General features: G+C 65.0%; 15 protein-coding genes. 6 read left to right on the top strand and 9 right to left on the bottom strand.

The features are described from left to right. The 3 genes from A5625_RS25450 to A5625_RS25440 all read left to right on the top strand — a co-directional run. Nucleotides 1-650, top strand: a 650-nt coding sequence (locus tag A5625_RS25450; RefSeq protein WP_255398038.1) for an acyl-CoA dehydrogenase family protein, incomplete at its 5' end; no start/stop codon positions are given. 2 nt (nucleotides 651-652) lie between these two features. Then, complete coding sequence (locus tag A5625_RS25445) at nucleotides 653-1,483, top strand: acyl-CoA dehydrogenase family protein (RefSeq protein ID WP_369830049.1); 831 nt, start codon at nucleotides 653-655, stop codon at nucleotides 1,481-1,483. Nucleotides 1,484-1,634: 151 nt separating this feature from the next. Further along, nucleotides 1,635-1,904, top strand: coding sequence for a DUF4190 domain-containing protein (locus tag A5625_RS25440; protein WP_067000822.1), 270 nt, complete (start codon nucleotides 1,635-1,637; stop codon nucleotides 1,902-1,904). A gap of 8 nt (nucleotides 1,905-1,912) precedes the next feature. Here the strand turns inward: A5625_RS25440 and A5625_RS25435 are convergent, their stop codons facing one another. Then, nucleotides 1,913-3,088: an acyl-CoA dehydrogenase family protein gene (locus tag A5625_RS25435; RefSeq protein ID WP_067000819.1), complete on the bottom strand. Its 1,176-nt coding sequence runs from the start codon at nucleotides 3,086-3,088 to the stop codon at nucleotides 1,913-1,915. 242 nt (nucleotides 3,089-3,330) lie between these two features. On the opposite strand from A5625_RS25435, the gene A5625_RS25430 reads away from it, so the two are divergent. Then, on the top strand, nucleotides 3,331-3,981 hold the full coding sequence (locus tag A5625_RS25430) for a TetR/AcrR family transcriptional regulator (RefSeq protein WP_067000817.1): 651 nt from the start codon (nucleotides 3,331-3,333) through the stop codon (nucleotides 3,979-3,981). Between the two features lie 240 nt (nucleotides 3,982-4,221). Further along, nucleotides 4,222-5,070 (top strand): mycofactocin-coupled SDR family oxidoreductase, encoded by an 849-nt coding sequence (locus A5625_RS25425; RefSeq protein ID WP_067000846.1) that lies wholly within the window; start codon nucleotides 4,222-4,224, stop codon nucleotides 5,068-5,070. A 3-nt stretch (nucleotides 5,071-5,073) separates the two neighbouring features. Here A5625_RS25425 and A5625_RS25420 read toward each other — a convergent pair whose 3' ends face one another. Both A5625_RS25420 and A5625_RS25415 read right to left on the bottom strand, forming a co-directional pair. Beyond that, a complete protein-coding gene (locus tag A5625_RS25420) occupies nucleotides 5,074-5,490 on the bottom strand; it encodes a DUF5313 domain-containing protein (protein WP_067000814.1) in 417 nt (138 codons plus the stop codon). A gap of 21 nt (nucleotides 5,491-5,511) precedes the next feature. Beyond that, nucleotides 5,512-6,003, bottom strand: coding sequence for a MarR family winged helix-turn-helix transcriptional regulator (locus A5625_RS25415; protein ID WP_067000812.1), 492 nt, complete (start codon nucleotides 6,001-6,003; stop codon nucleotides 5,512-5,514). An 85-nt stretch (nucleotides 6,004-6,088) separates the two neighbouring features. On the opposite strand from A5625_RS25415, the gene A5625_RS25410 reads away from it, so the two are divergent. After that, nucleotides 6,089-6,919, top strand: coding sequence for an SDR family NAD(P)-dependent oxidoreductase (locus A5625_RS25410; protein WP_067000809.1), 831 nt, complete (start codon nucleotides 6,089-6,091; stop codon nucleotides 6,917-6,919). Here A5625_RS25410 and A5625_RS25405 read toward each other — a convergent pair. The 6 genes from A5625_RS25405 to A5625_RS25380 are packed head-to-tail and all read right to left on the bottom strand — an operon-like array spanning nucleotide 6,916 to nucleotide 14,573. Next, nucleotides 6,916-7,722: an SDR family NAD(P)-dependent oxidoreductase gene (locus A5625_RS25405; RefSeq protein WP_067000806.1), complete on the bottom strand. Its 807-nt coding sequence runs from the start codon at nucleotides 7,720-7,722 to the stop codon at nucleotides 6,916-6,918. The two genes, A5625_RS25410 and A5625_RS25405, sit on opposite strands and share 4 nt — an antisense overlap. A gap of 7 nt (nucleotides 7,723-7,729) precedes the next feature. Beyond that, entirely contained in the window at nucleotides 7,730-10,156 is a 2,427-nt protein-coding gene (locus A5625_RS25400) for a CaiB/BaiF CoA-transferase family protein (RefSeq protein ID WP_067000803.1), read from the bottom strand. Beyond that, nucleotides 10,156-11,151, bottom strand: a complete 996-nt coding sequence (locus tag A5625_RS25395; RefSeq protein WP_067000800.1) for an enoyl-CoA hydratase/isomerase family protein — start codon at nucleotides 11,149-11,151, stop codon at nucleotides 10,156-10,158. The genes A5625_RS25400 and A5625_RS25395 overlap by 1 nt, the downstream gene beginning before the upstream one ends. Before the next feature lie 2 nt (nucleotides 11,152-11,153). After that, nucleotides 11,154-12,281 carry a Xaa-Pro peptidase family protein gene (locus A5625_RS25390; protein ID WP_067000797.1) on the bottom strand — a complete coding sequence of 376 codons (1,128 nt, stop codon included), beginning with the start codon at nucleotides 12,279-12,281 and terminating at the stop codon, nucleotides 11,154-11,156. Further along, on the bottom strand, nucleotides 12,271-13,515 hold the full coding sequence (locus A5625_RS25385) for a Xaa-Pro peptidase family protein (protein ID WP_067000794.1): 1,245 nt from the start codon (nucleotides 13,513-13,515) through the stop codon (nucleotides 12,271-12,273). Before A5625_RS25385 ends, A5625_RS25390 begins: the two co-directional genes overlap by 11 nt. Further along, nucleotides 13,512-14,573 carry an amidohydrolase family protein gene (locus A5625_RS25380; RefSeq protein ID WP_197516228.1) on the bottom strand — a complete coding sequence of 354 codons (1,062 nt, stop codon included), beginning with the start codon at nucleotides 14,571-14,573 and terminating at the stop codon, nucleotides 13,512-13,514. Before A5625_RS25380 ends, A5625_RS25385 begins: the two co-directional genes overlap by 4 nt. Nucleotides 14,574-14,657: the final 84 nt, after the last annotated feature.

The following is a 14,657-nucleotide window of genomic DNA, read 5'->3' as shown; positions in this document are numbered from 1 at the left end:
TGTGGACCAGCTTCGCGCAGTTCTCGACGCGGTGCGTGCTGCTCACCCGTACCGCGCCCGGCCACGACGGAATCACCGCCTTCTTCGTCGACCTCGATACGCCAGGCATCACCATCCGGCCGCTGCGCACGATGCACGGTGTCGACGAATTCTGCGAGGTGTACTACGACGACGTGGTGATTCCGGCCAGCCGGATGCTCGGCGGGCCCGGAGATGGCTGGCGGCTCGCCATGGACCTACTGCCCTATGAGCGCTCCGCCTGCTTCTGGCAGCGAATCGCCTACCTCTACTCGCGCTTCGACGACTTGATCACCGCGGCGTCCGAGAACGGCGAGCCCGACGAATCCGCGCTGGGTGCAGCATATCTCGCGCTTCACACGCTGCGCTGCCAATCCCGTCGTACTCAGCATCGGATGCGCGACGGGGCCCGGCTCGGGCCGGACACCTCCATCGACAAGGTACTGCTGGCCTCCGCCGAGCAGCGGCTTTACGACACGGTCCGCGATGTGCTGCCGGGGACACTCGAACTCGAAGACACTCCATGGCGCTCGGAGTATCTGTACTCACGCGCGGCGACGATCTACGGCGGTACCGCCGAAATTCAGCGCAACATCATCGCCCGTCGGCTGCTCGACCTCGGGAAGGAGTGAACGTGACCCCTTCGGCAGATACCGAGTCAGACCCCGAATCGCTACGCCTGCTGGCCGACTCGCTGCGGACGACGATGAGCGCCGCCTCGGGAGCCAAGCTCGACGCCGCGCTGACCGACCTCGGCTGGCGCGACATGCTCGACGAGATGCCGGATATCGCAATACCTCTGGTGTTCAAGTTGCTCGGCGAGACCGGCGCACACGCGCCGGTGCTCAATGACGTGGTGCTGCGCGCGGCAGGTGACGCACCCGGGGGTAGCCTACCGCTGCCGTTCGCCGGCGGCTCCTGGGTGCTGTGGGAGCGCCGCGACCACCCCGAGGCAGCGATCGACGAGCTGCTGCCGATACATCGTGTGCCGCAAGAGGATCCGCTGCCGCCAGCTGCGCTTCAGGCGGGCTGGCGGGCCGTTGGCTGGTGGCTGGCCGGCACCAGCCGCGCCATGCTGTCGCTGGCCCGTCAGCACGCGGTCGACCGGGTTCAATTCGGCCGCCACATCAGCTCTTTCCAAGCGATCCGGCACCGGCTGGCCGAGACGCTCGTCGCAATCGAGGGTGCCGAGGCGACCCTGCAAGCCGCCACCGAATGCGACGACCCGCAGGGGCTGGCTTCCCTGCTCGCCAAAGCCGCCGCCGGCCAGGCGGCGCTGACCACCGCGCGCCACTGCCAGCAGGTGCTCGGCGGTATTGGCTTCACCGCCGAACACCCGCTGCACCACCACATCAAGCGGTCGCTGATCCTCGACGGACTACTGGGCAGCACTCGAGAATTGATCCGCCAGGCCGGAAACGCAGTAGTGACGGCCGGATCCGCGCCCCGGCTCGCTCAGCTGTAACGGGTCGGCCCGCAGTCAGGCGAGCGCCATGCGCCGAACATGAGATGCTTCGCAGGGGCGATAGCGCATGTGCTAGCGCTTTCCAGAGTCATCTAATGGTTTGGTCAGCACCGACGTCGGCCCCGGCCGCAGCCCTGGGAGGTGGAGCGCAATGAATCACCCCGACGCACCACGAAACGAGGTCGGCGTCGCCTCGGTGCTCCTGGGCCTGGTCGGACTCATCACCTGCTGGCTGCTGCTTGGCGTACCCTTTGGCATCGCGGCGGTGGTGACCGGTGATATCGCCCGGCGACGAGTCAGCCGCGGAGAGGCGAATAACCGCCGAACTGCTTTGGCCGGAATGGTTTTAGGGACGATTGCGATTCTGGCGGGCCTTGTCGCGATCGGCTACTACGCCAGACTGGATGCCCACAACCGCTGATCCGCCAATCAATTGCGCGGCAGCCCGAGCACCCGTTCGGCGATGATGTTGCGCTGAATTTCCGAGGTGCCGCCGGCGATGGTCGCCGCGAAGGTGCGGGTGTACCGGTCGAACCAGCTGCCGTAGTGGCTGTCCAAGTTGAGTGGGGCGAACGGAGCGGTGACGCCACGCAACACGAGTCCGTCGCCGCCCTTGGCATTCAAGGCATCCTCGCAAGCGCGTTGCATCGCTTCCGAGCCGAGCAGCTTGAGCACCGACTGCGCCGGAACGTCCTCTTCCCCGCGTGCGGCTTTGGCCAATGTCGCCGACCCGAGCAGCCGCATCGCACAGAAATCCATCACCAGCGTCGCGTAGTGGTCTCGCTGCACCGGACCCGATGGGCTGGACTCGACGGTCAGCGCGTGCAGCATGTCCGCGTAATCCAGCCACAGCATGGCGCGTTCGTGGCCCAGTGAACCGGTGGCGACGCGCCAGCCTGCGTTGAGTTCGCCTACCAAGTTCTCGGCCGGCACTCGCGCGTCGGTGAAGAAGACTTCGTTGAAGTCGACGTCTTCGATGTCGCCCACCGACGCGAATGGACGGCGGACCACACCTGGAGTATCGGTCGGGATCAGTAAAGCGCTGATGCCCTTGTGTTTTGGCGCGTCCGGATCGGTGCGAACGAAGGTCAACAGCACATCGGCGTGGTGGGCGCCCGATGTCCACACCTTCTGCCCGTTGACGACGAAGTGATCACCGTCCAACACCGCGCGGGTCTTCAACGAAGCCAGATCCGAGCCCGCACCGGGCTCGCTCATGCCCAGCGACGCGGTGATCTCGGCACGCAGGATCGGCACCGCCCAACGCTGCTTCTGTTCGGACGTGCCGAATGACAGCAACGACGCCGCGATGATGCCGACGCCTTGCGGATTGAAACTCTGATAGATCCGCCGCCGCGACAACTCTTCGAGGTACACGTATTGCTGCAGCAGCGTGGCGTTGCGTCCGCCGAACTCAGGCGGATTACCGGGCAGCAGCCATCCGCTGTCGAACAGCAGTCGCTGCCATCGGCGGGCCCACGCCGGTATGTCCGAACTCGACTGGGGCCGCTGCAGCGCCTCGGCCTCAGCAGGCAGATGTGTGTCGAGGAAAGCAACGAATTCGGACCGAAACGCCTCCACGTCGGCGTCAAACGTCAGCTGCACAGCACTTCCCGAATGGTCTTGAGCACGCCCGCACCGTCGGTAGATCACGGTTTCCGCTGACGGCGCGGTTCACTCTTGCGATTACGCTTCCATACACACGTCTAAGAGAATAGTATTCTCGCGGTAAGAAAGTTACAATCTCCGACACGTGATCCGTGAGGGGGTCGAGCGCAGCGATGTCACGGCGTTCTCCGGTAGAGTCCAACCATGTTCTCCCCTCGCGGCAATCATCTGAGTCGGCCGTGACCAATCCGAGTGAAGAGCCGGCCTGGAAGCAGCGCGCCGTCGAGCGGTCCATCAAGACGGCCAAATTGCGAGCCGCGCAACGTGTTCAGCGCTTCCTCGATGCGGCGCAGGCCATCATCATCGAAAAGGGCAGCACGGACTTTACCGTGCAGGAGGTCGTCGACCGGTCCCGCCAGTCGTTGCGCAGCTTTTACCTGCAATTCGACGGCAAGCACGAGTTGCTGCTGGCGCTCTTCGAGGATGCGTTGAGCCGATCAGCCGACCAGATCCGCGCCGCCACCGAAAGCCAGACCGATCCGCTGGAACGACTGCAGGTCGCCGTGCAGCTCCTTTACGAGGCGTCGCGTCCCGATCCGACGGCCAAGCGGCCGCTGTTCACCGACTTTGCTCCCCGGTTGCTGGTGACGCATCCAGCCGAGGTCAAGGTTGCCCATGCGCCGTTGCTGGCGTTGCTGACAGAATTGATGGACGCGGCCCACGACGCCGGCAAGTTGCGCACCACGATAAATCCCAAGCGAGTGGCCGCGATGACCATGCAGACCGTCATGTTCATCGCCCAATCCAGCGGTGGGCCTGACGACGCCACGACCAAGCCCATCACGGCTGAAGAGGTGTGGGACTTCTGCTCACGCGGATTCGTCGCGTAGGCGCCCCCACCCTCTTCGCCGCAACTTCCGCAACACATGAGCAAATAACGCACGCGGTTTGCCGGTGAGAATGAGATTCTCTAATATCTAGAATCACAAATAGCCGAAACGGATTCGTCATTGACACCCGTCACGGCCGAATGACAGAGTTTCAAAGGCGGCAAGACCTGCGGTGCTGCGAGCGCGATTGTTCTCCGCTGCGGCGTGCCGATCGGAATCAAGTCAGGAGTTGAGGTAGCCATGACCGGACGTGTTGAGGGCAAAGTCGCTTTCGTCACCGGGGCGGCACGCGGTCAGGGCCGCAGCCACGCGGTGCGGTTGGCCCAGGAGGGTGCCGACATCATCGCGGTCGACATCTGCAAGCCCATCCGTGAGGGCGTGACCGACACCGCGATCCCGGCGTCGACGCCCGAGGACTTGGCCGAGACTGCCGACCTGGTCAAGGGACACAACCGCAGGATCTTCACGGCCGAGGTCGATGTGCGCGACTTCGCCGCACTCAAGGCGGCGGTGGACAGCGGCGTCGAGCAACTCGGCCGGCTCGACATCATCGTGGCCAACGCGGGAATCGGTAACGGCGGCGAGACTTTGGACAAGACCAGTGAAGAAGACTGGACGGAAATGATCGACGTCAACCTGGGCGGGGTGTGGAAAACCGTGAAAGCCGGTGTGCCGCATCTGCTGGCCGGCGGCCGCGGTGGCTCCATCATCCTGACCAGCTCGGTGGGCGGGCTCAAGGCATATCCGCACACCGGCCACTATGTGGCGGCCAAGCACGGTGTGGTCGGTCTGATGCGTGCCTTCGGAGTCGAGTTGGGGCAGCACATGATTCGTGTCAACTCAGTGCACCCCACCCACGTGAGCACCCCGATGATCATGAACGAGGGCACCTGGAAGATGTTCCGGCCCGACCTGGAGAGCCCCGGTCCCGACGACATGGCACCGATCTGCCAGCTGTTCCACACACTGCCGATCCCGTGGGTCGACCCGATCGACATCAGCAATGCAGTGCTGTTCTTCGCCTCCGACGAGTCGCGTTACGTCACTGGCGTGACGCTGCCCATCGATGCGGGTAGTTGCCTGAAGTAGCCGTCAGAACGGGCTGCTATTCGACTGCCATTCGGCCGATTCGGGTCGCGGCCCGTAGCGGGCGATGTAGTCCTCGTGCATCCGGGCCTGTTTCTGGCGGGTGATCACGTCGACCAGGTTCGGGTCCAGTCCGTGGACTGCCAGCCGGTGCCGGCGCCAAACCTTGTTCAGGGCAAGGGTTATCAGCAACGCCCAGATGTAGAGTGGCGCGGTCATCTCCGAGTGCACATAGAGCGAAGCGGGCAGCAGCCAGAACGGAGCAAGGACCAGCAGGGGCGGTATGGCCCACCGGATCATGTGCCGGCGGATGGCTCCCTGGCCGGCCAGATCTTGGGCGACCCAGTTGCGCATCGAGTCGGGCAGTCGCCGGCCGTAGGCATAGCCGATGCGCTGCCAGAGATTGGGTTTCGCGGCGGTCATGATGGCTCCTCAGGTGTGATGTCAGGATTGCAGTGCGCCAGCTGCCACGGCGGCGGCATTGACGCGGGTGAGGACCTGATGGAGGTTCTCGAGTTCGGCCCATTCGACACCGAGACGCGCCACGACGGCGGACGGGATTTCAAGTGCTCTCTCTCGCAAGGCGATTCCGCGCTGCGTGAGCATCACATCGGTGGTGCGCTCGTCGGTCGCATTCTTGGCGCGAGTGATCAGCCCTTGCCCCTCCAGGCGCTTGAGCATGGGCGACAGCGTGGCGGAATCCATCTGCAACGCAGCAGCGATCTGCTTGACCGACAACGGGAACCGGTCCGCCGCGGGAGTCTTGCGGTGATCCCACAATGCCAGCATCACCAGATACTGCGGATGGGTCAGGCCGAGTGGCTCCAACAGGGGCCGATAGACCGCCAGGACCGCCCGGTTCGTCGTCGCCAGCGCGAAACACACCTGGCGCTCCAGGGCTAGCGGATCGATGTCACGCACAGTCGGAGCGGCCATATTTATATGGTGCCCTAATAGTTAGGGCGCTATCTACATGATGTCTCTCACACCGTCCGTGGCGCGAGTAATACGCTCGGCAGCTATGGACGATTTCCAGGGACGCGGGGCGGTTATCACCGGCGGTGCCAGCGGCATCGGTTTGGCCACCGCCACCGAGTTCGCCCGCCGGGGAGCGCGCCTGGTGCTCTCCGACGTCGATCAGCCGGCGCTGGAACAGGCGGTGAATCGGCTGCGCGGCGACGGGATCGACGCGCACAGCGTGGTCTGCGACGTCCGGCATCTCGACGAAGTGGTCCACCTCGCGGAGGAATCCTTCCGGTTGCTGGGTCAGGTCGATGTCGTGTTCAGCAATGCCGGCATCGTCGTCGCGGGTCCGATGGCCCAGATGAACCACGACGACTGGCGGTGGGTGATCGACATCGACCTCTGGGGCTCGATCCATACCGTCGAGGCGTTCGTGCCGATGCTGATCGAACAGGGCAAGGGCGGACACATCGCATTCACCGCGTCGTTCGCCGGCTTGGTTCCCAACACCGGCCTCGGAACCTACGGGGTCGCCAAATACGGCGTCGTCGGGCTCGCCGAAACGCTGGCCCGCGAAGTCAAGGCCAACGGCATCGGGGTCTCGGTGCTGTGCCCGATGGTGGTGGAGACCAAGCTGGTCTCCAACTCCGAACGGATTCGCGGCGCGGACTATGGATTGTCAGCGACACCCGACGCAGCCCTCGGCTCACTACCGACGCAGGACGAGGCAGTCACCGCTGACGACGTCGCCCGCCTGACGGCCGATGCGATCCTGGCCAACCGCCTGTACGTGCTGCCGCACGGGGCAGCCCGGGATTCGATCCGCCGCAGGTTCGAGCGCATCGACCGAACCTTCGACGAGCAGGCCGCCGAGGGCTGGACGCACTAGCTCGGTCCCAATCGGTAGTCGCCGGTCTGCGGGTCGTGATACCAGCCGCTGGAGGCCTGGGTGCCGCCGTCGATGTGCAGCGTCTGCCCGGTCAGATAGGCCGCCATGTCGGAGGCCAGAAATACTGCGGTACTGGCGATTTCGTCGACATGACCGGGACGCCCCAACGGCACTATATTGCCCATGGCGCCGGTCGCGGCCTCACCACCCAGGCGGGCCAGCCCTTCAGTGAGCGTGATGTCGGGTGCTATCGCGTTGACCCGAATCCGGTGCGGCGCCAGTTCCAGCGCCGCAGTCTTGGTGTAGTTGATGACGCCCGCCTTGGCGGCGGCGTATGCCGCGTAACCAGGCGCAGCCCGGACGCCTTCGATCGAGGTCAGCGAGATGATGCTGCCGCCCAGATCCGCGGACACCAGCTGACGAGCGATCCGCTGGCTGCACAGCAGCACGTGGCGCAGGTTGGCTCGATACAGCGCATCCCAACCGTTCTCGCTGGTTTCCAGCAACGGCGACGAGAACACACCCCCGGCGTTGTTGACCAGGATGGTCGGCGTGCCCAGTTCGGCGGCGGTGCGTTCCAGGGCGGCGTCCACCTGACTGCTGTCTCGCACGTCGGCGACGATGCCCAGGGCGCCAATGGATTCGGCCGCCTGCGCACAGGTCTGCGGATCGCGCTCCCAGATCGCAACCCGGGCACCGAATGCCGCCATCCCGGCGGCGATGCCGCGGCCGATGCCCGCTCCCCCGCCGGTCACCACCGCAACGCGATCGGTGAGCAGAATATTCGACGGATCTATTGCCATACGTCGATCAACTCCTCGCGCGCATGGCCGGTGCGCTGCCGATCACGCCGTCGGCTTCCAGGCCGGCGATGTCCGAGTCGGACAACCCCAGCCCGGACAACAGTTCGTGGTTGTGCTGGCCCAACAGCGGCGCATGCTCGATGTGGAACTTGTGCGGTCCGGCCGAGAACCTCATCGGCACGGTGCTGAGCCTGGCCAGGCCGTTGACCGGATGGTCGACCTCTTCGAAGAAATCCCGAAACGCCAGCTGCTCGAGCTCCGTCTGCCGGTGCGGTTGCATGACTTTGGCCACCGGCACGCCGGCGTCCCACAGCGTTGCCACGATTTCGTCGCGGCTGCGGTGCTCGCACCAGGCGGCGAGCTGCTTGTCGATGGAATCCTGGTGGGCGCGCCGACCCCCTTCCGTCGAGAGCTCGGGATCTGTTGCCCAGGAGGGCGATCCGAGTGCCCGGCACAGTTTCTCCCAGTGGTCGTCGGTGGCCACGGCGATGGCGACCCAGCTGTCGAGCCGGCCGAATTCGTCGTTGTCGGCGCTGCGATAGAGGTTCTGCGGCGCCGCGGTCGGTCCCCTGTTGCCGGCGCGCTCCAGCAGTGCCCCATAAGCCGAGTATTCGATGACCTGCTCGGCGCCGATGCTCAGTGCCGCATCGACCATGGCCGCTTCGACGAAAACGCCCTCGCCGGTGCGGCGGCGATGTTCCAGCGCCAGCAGTATTGCATTGACGGCGTGTACGCCGGCATTGGGATCACCGATCGAATACGGGTCATAGGGCGTGCGGTCCGGATAGCCGGTCAGCCAGCTCACGCCGGACGCTGCTTCGATGACGTAGGCGAAGGCGGGGTTGTCGCGCCATGGTCCGTCCAGGCCGAAGCCCGGCATCCGCACCAGCACCGCGTCCGGCCGGATCGATTGAATCGCTGCGAAGTCCAGCCCGATTTGGTCGAGCACTCGGGGGGTGAAGTTCTCCACGATCACGTCACATGTCGCGATGAGCTCACGCAGCAACTCGCGGCCGCGAGGCTTCTGCAGATCGAGGGTCAGGCCCTTCTTATTGGTGTTCAACGCCTCGAAGATCGGTGATTTTTCCCACCATTGGTCTTCGGTGACCGGGATGCCGGCGATCAGCCGAGTGCCGTCCGGACGCCGGGTGGATTCGACGTGGATGACCTCGGCGCCAAGCATGGCCAGAAAGTGGGTGCCACAGGGGCCCGCCCAGAATGTCGTCATGTCCAGCACTCGAAGCCCGCTGAACGGCATGGGTTTCGCCACACCGGTCGGCGCCGGCCGTGCCGGGAGATTCGCGCCACGGTAATGCTCGGTGTGCTCCCCCAACCGCGGCGCCGGCTGCGGGTCGCGCAGCCGAGCGGGCGATAGCCGGTACGGATGACTGGGCTGGGTGAACCCACGCGGATTGCGCACAAAGGAATCACGCTCTACGAACTGATCGAACGACGTCACGTTGGCCCCGTTGGCGACGGGCGCATTGGGTATCCGGAATGCCGTTGCCAGCTCCCGGATTTCGTTGACAGGGGTGTCGGCGACCCAGGCGTATATCTCGTCGGCGTAGACGTTGGCCGACTCAGTGATCGTCATCGACAATTCTTCGTCGATCCACTCCGGGTGCCCCACCATCGCGCACAGGTCGAACCATTGCTGCGCGGTCCCGCACCCGAGATCCACCAGGCCGTCTTTGGCCTCGGCCACTCCCGGAATCGTCGGACGCCGCATGTCTCGCCACGGCCGGCCGAGGATTTCGAAGTAGGTGACGGGGTAATACGTGAGGGACAGGATCTGGGTCTCGAGCATCGACAGGTCCAGGAGTTCCCCTGTGCCGCCCTCGATTCGGCGCCATCGCGACGCCAAGGTGGCGACGCTTGCGTAGACGCCGGCCAGGTACTCCCCGACCTGACCACCGACGAAGACGGGTGGGCGCTGCTGCTCGCCACGGCCGAGTCCGACGATTCCGCCCGACCACGCCTGCAGGGTGAACTCGGTCGCGGCCCGATCGCGCCACGGGCCGTCCAGCCCGAACGGTGTAATCGAGGTGACGGTGAGATGCGGGTGGCGGCCGTGGATGGCACGCGGTGTGAAGTCCTGGCGCTCGGCCACTTTCGACCCGGAAGACCAGATTACGGCATCTGCGCAGCCCAGCAGCCGATTAACCAGGTCGATGTCATCGTCGTTGGCGGGGTCGGCGACAACACTGTGTTTTGCCCCGGCCAGGAAGCTGAACAAGGCGCCGTCACCGCCGGGCGGGATGGTGGCACCAGAGGCTGACCATGCCCGCAGCGGATCACCTTCTGGGGATTCGATTTTCACGACGTCTGCGCCGCCGTCGGCGAGCAACTTGGTGCAGTAGGCGCCGGCTATGCCGGTGGACAGGTCGATCACCGTATAACCGACCAGCGGAGGTTCGACGCGGTGTTGCGGCACTATTTCTTTCTCTTCGCTTTGGTGTCCTCGTCGGCACGCGCCTTCTTGCGGGCTTTCTTGCTCAGCCGCCATTCGGCGGGAAACTTACCGTCGTTGTCCTTCACCGCACCGCCCAGGCCCTGCCTCATCGCGTCGTCGAGCATCAACTCGTCGCCGACGTCTGGGCGGACACTTGCGCCCATAGACTCGAATACACCGCTGAGCATGCTGCCCAGGTATTCGCCCTGGAACTGCTTCATGATCTCGAAGAAGACCTTCTGCATGAAGACCGTGTCGGTGGGGCGGTTGCTGGCACACGTCAGCGCGTACTTCTCCACCTCAGCCTCGAGCTCATCGCGGGGCACCACGCTGTTGAGGAAGTTGCAGTCATACATCTCGGCGGCGGTGAAAGCCCTTCCGGTGAAGACCATTTCCTGGAACTTCCGGATGCCCATCGTCTGCGCCCACCACCACATCCGCGGTCCCCAGCCGTAATAGCGGAACGATGGGTGTCCGAACAGCGCGTCGTCGCTGGAAATGACCAGATCGGCGTCGGCCGCCTGATAGAAGTGCCAGCCGTAGCAATAGCCTTTCGCCTCCAGGATGCTGATCTTCTTGAAGTCCTGCAGGCCCCGGATGCCGGAGTTCGGATTGGCATACCATTGCCCAAGCGTGGCACCGTTGCGGAACGAACCCTGGGGCGGGTGCTTGACTTCGTCGGCGCCGATTCGGTATTCGGCAAGCCGCGGCCCTTGGTCCGCCGCGTCGCGTAACCGCATCACCTCGACCAGATCGGCCCCCGAGCCGAGGTCGTCGCCCGCTCCGCGCACTACCAACACCTTGACGTCGTCGTCGATGCTGGCGCGGTGCAACAGATCTGCATAGCGCACCCGAGCGGCGATCGTCGGCGCGTTGAGGTAGTCCGGCCGGTCGAAGGTGATCGTGGCGATCCGCGTCTTGGCGTCTTTGTGGTACCGAATGATTTCTTCGGCCGGCGGCTCTGCGGGGTCGGGCATGGCTAGGGTTGCGCGAACGGGCTCGCGGTGAGTACTTCAGAGCCTTCCGCGGTGATCAGGACCGCTTCCCGCCCGAACACCGCGCCGACTCCTTCTTCCCATACATAGCCCGTGACGGCGAGCACCATCCCCGGCTCCAGACGTTCGTCGGCCGCGGTCGTGGGCAGGTGCTGGGAGACGACCGGCGGGTCGAACCCCATGCCCAGCCCGCGGGCCACCGGCATCGGCGGCTCGTGCTCGCCCGCGGCCTGGTAGGCGCCGAGTAGTTCGTCGGCCCCGGCACCCGGCCGGCATGCGGCAATCAGCTTGCCCCACAGCCTGTCCCAACGTCCGTACATCGCCGCGGCACCGCGGGGCGCATTCCTGCGGTCGGCCGGCCAGGTGCGGCCGACCTCGCCGATATAGCCACCTGCGAGGACTCCGGCGGAGAATGCCACCAGATCGCCGTCCTGGATCCGACCGTTACTGTCGGCGCGCCGCCACGGGTGCGTGCGCGAAGTCACCCAGGCGACATCTTGATTCGACGGGGTGCTCACCCCGCCGGCCGCCGCGGACTCCAGCAAGGCACCGGCCAGCGCCTGTTCGGTCACCCCCGGCCGCAACTCCGCGACCGCGGCCGCCAGGGCCGACTCGGCTACCGCGATGGATTCGCGCAGCGCGGCTACCTCCTCGTCGGTCTTGATGCGCCGGGCGGCCCGCATCGCCAGTTCGCCGTCGACCAGCTGTGCGTTGGGAAACGCGGTCGGCAGCAATTGCGCGAAAACCGGTGAGAGCGCGTCGGTACCGACCCGACGGGCGGTGGCCGCGCCGTCGATGCGTTGCAGCGCCGACATGGTGTTCATCGGATTCCACGAAATGCCGTACAGGTTCTCGTGCGGGATGTCCTCGGGGATGCCCTCGTCCCAGGTGCTGAGCAGGTGCAGCGCGCCCGTCTCACGCACCAGCACACAGCTGGGCCCGAACGGACGCGTGCCGGCGACCCACAGCTGCTGGGCTCCGGTGACGTAACGAACATTGGCCTGTCGACCAAGCACCAGCACGTCGAGATCGTGCGCTGCCATCTGGTCCAGGGCCCGCCGGCGACGCCCCGAGCGCAGGGCGCGCTCGTCGGGCAGAACTTCAGTTGCCATAAGGGTCGTACGGGTAGTCGGTCAAGCGGAGCCAGCCTTCCTCGGTAATCACCAGGACCTCTTCACTGCGGTAGCCGCCGGTGCCGTCTTCCCACACCACCGGCTCCAGCACCAGCACCATCCCGGCTTGCAAGACAAAGTTTTCGTCGAACTCCTGCCCGAGATCGGTTCCGATCATAGGCATTTCGGCGGCGTTGACGCCGATCCCGTGTCCTAGGTAGAAGTGCGGCAGCCACGGCTTGGTGCCGCCATTGGCCTTGATCGCCGCCCGTCCCAAGTCGGCTGCGGTGGCGCCCGCCTTCGCAACACCGAGGACCGCGCTCATGATCTCGAACCACTTGTCGAACTGTGCCTGCTGGCGCGGCGACGGGTCACGGCCGACGATCCAGGTGCGACCGAAGTCCGAACAGTAGCCCTGGAAGGTAATGCTGACGTCGGTCCACAGCACGTCGCCTTCGACCAGCTCGCGTTCGGTACTCAGCAGCGGCAGGGCCAGATCGCCGTGCGTGGTCCACACGCCTTCGGCCTTGCTGGGCGGCATCACCTGCCAAATCGGCTCCAGCATGCTGGCTGTTGCGCCCAACTCGAAGGCACGGCGCAAAAAGCTTGCCGACAAGTCGATTTGGCGGATGCCAGGGGCCAGCCGCTTGTGGACTTCGACCATCGCCTCGTCGGTGATCCGGATGGCGGTGCGCATGCAGGACAGTTCATCGGGCGTCTTGACCGACTTTGCCGCGCTGACGATGGCCGCGCCGTCGACGGGCGCTCCGCCCGGGAACAGTCGCTTGGCGGCCCGAGACATGGCGCCGGTGATCTCGTCGACCGCCACCACCGCCTTGGCCGGAACGAGATCAGCCAACTCATGCGCGAAATGCTCTACACCCTCGTCGAATTCGAGATAGACCGGCCCGTGCAAGTGATCGGCGGGCAGGTCGGATTCCTGCGAGGCGCCTTCACGGAACGGCAGGAACAGGTGCGGCCACTCGTCGTTGGCGATCACCACGGCCACCGGCCGCTCGACGTAGGACAGCCCGGCATCGCCGAGCGGCCAGCTGGCGCCGGTCACATATGTCACAGCGTTGTTGCCCAGCAGGATCATCGCGTCGACCCCGTGGTCGGCCATCGCCGAGCGCAGCCGGGCGCCGGTTTCCCGGCGCAGCCGCGCCAAATCCGGTGTTTCGGGGATCACCAATCCATTGCCGGAGCTGGTGCCCAGGTGTGCGATCGTCTTCACAGGCCCAAGAACTTCGCGATGTTGTCGCTGACGATTTTCTTCGCGTTCGCTGGCCCCACGGCTTCGACAACCGCCTTCAGTGACTTTTCGGAATAACCGTAGGTGCTTTCGTTGTGCGGATAGTCGCTGGACCACATCACCCTGTCCACCCCGATCTGGTCGATGAGCTGCAGGCCCAGCGGGTCCACCATGAACGACGCGCTCATGTGGGTGTCCCAGTAGTAACGCACATCGTGCTGCAGCGGCCGGTTGAACATGTGCTGGTAGGACGCGACCAGATGCTCGGCATCTTGCAATGCCCAAGGCACCCAGGCAATTCCACCCTCGAACCAGCCGATCCGCAACCCGGGATGATCGTCGAGAATTCCGGTGAACAGATACTTGGCGAACTGCTCGCGGAAGCCGTCAATGTTGATCATCATGCCGACCACCACGCTGTTGAACTGACACGGGGTCTTCGGCGGGGTCTCGCCGATGTGGTGGGTCACCGGAAGCCCGGCGGCCTCGATCTCGTCCCAGACGGGCTTCATCGCGGTGCTGCCGTAGTCGATGATGTTGCCGTCGTCATCCTTGCCCGGGTTAAGGGGCAGCAGGAAGGTCTTGAGTCCCAACGACTTCAACTCGGCCAGCGTTCGTTTGGTGCCTTCGGGATCCCACCAGTTGATCAGGCCCGCGCCGTAGAAATGGCCTCCAGAGCGCTCCTGCAACTCGGCGATGTATTCGTTGTAGATGCGGAAGGCGAGTTCGCGAAGCTTCTTGTCCGGGTAGTGAAACAGCGCCAGAACCGCGTTGGGGAACGCGAGTTCCTTTTCGACGCCGTCGTCGCGCAACTCCTGGATACGGGCCTCGATGTTGGTGCTCGCGGCACCGGGCAGGTCGTCGTACTGCATCAGCACGGCGCTGAAGTCGCCGGGCAAAAACGACTGTCCCTTGCGGCCCACTTGGTAGGCACCCTCCTCGTACCAAATGCGGGGCGCCTTGTCCTTCAGGTCATCTGGAAAGCGTTGGTAGAAGATGTCATCGGCGAGCGAGATGTGGTTGTCGGCCGAGAAGACCACGGTCCCTTGCGGCAGGCCGACATCGCTGCCGGCGGCATGGCCACGGCGGTCCTTCGGAGCGCCGTAACCTCCGGGCGGGTAGAG

The sequence above is a fragment of the Mycobacterium sp. 1465703.0 genome (assembly GCF_001672975.1).
Lineage (GTDB): Bacteria > Actinomycetota > Actinomycetes > Mycobacteriales > Mycobacteriaceae > Mycobacterium.
The sequence above is the reverse complement of the archived record's forward strand: the minus strand, read 5'-3'. Positions and strand labels throughout refer to the sequence as shown.

Excerpts from the sequence above, each read along its gene's own strand:
- A5625_RS25440 (WP_067000822.1), top strand. The coding sequence starts at position 1,635 with ATGAATCACCCCGACGCACCACGAAACGAGGTCGGCGTCGCCTCGGTG.
- A5625_RS25425 (WP_067000846.1), top strand. The coding sequence starts at position 4,222 with ATGACCGGACGTGTTGAGGGCAAAGTCGCTTTCGTCACCGGGGCGGCA.
- A5625_RS25420 (WP_067000814.1), bottom strand. The coding sequence starts at position 5,490 with ATGACCGCCGCGAAACCCAATCTCTGGCAGCGCATCGGCTATGCCTAC.
- A5625_RS25415 (WP_067000812.1), bottom strand. The coding sequence starts at position 6,003 with ATGGCCGCTCCGACTGTGCGTGACATCGATCCGCTAGCCCTGGAGCGC.
- A5625_RS25410 (WP_067000809.1), top strand. The coding sequence starts at position 6,089 with ATGGACGATTTCCAGGGACGCGGGGCGGTTATCACCGGCGGTGCCAGC.
- A5625_RS25405 (WP_067000806.1), bottom strand. The coding sequence starts at position 7,722 with ATGGCAATAGATCCGTCGAATATTCTGCTCACCGATCGCGTTGCGGTG.
- A5625_RS25395 (WP_067000800.1), bottom strand. The coding sequence starts at position 11,151 with ATGCCCGACCCCGCAGAGCCGCCGGCCGAAGAAATCATTCGGTACCAC.
- A5625_RS25390 (WP_067000797.1), bottom strand. The coding sequence starts at position 12,281 with ATGGCAACTGAAGTTCTGCCCGACGAGCGCGCCCTGCGCTCGGGGCGT.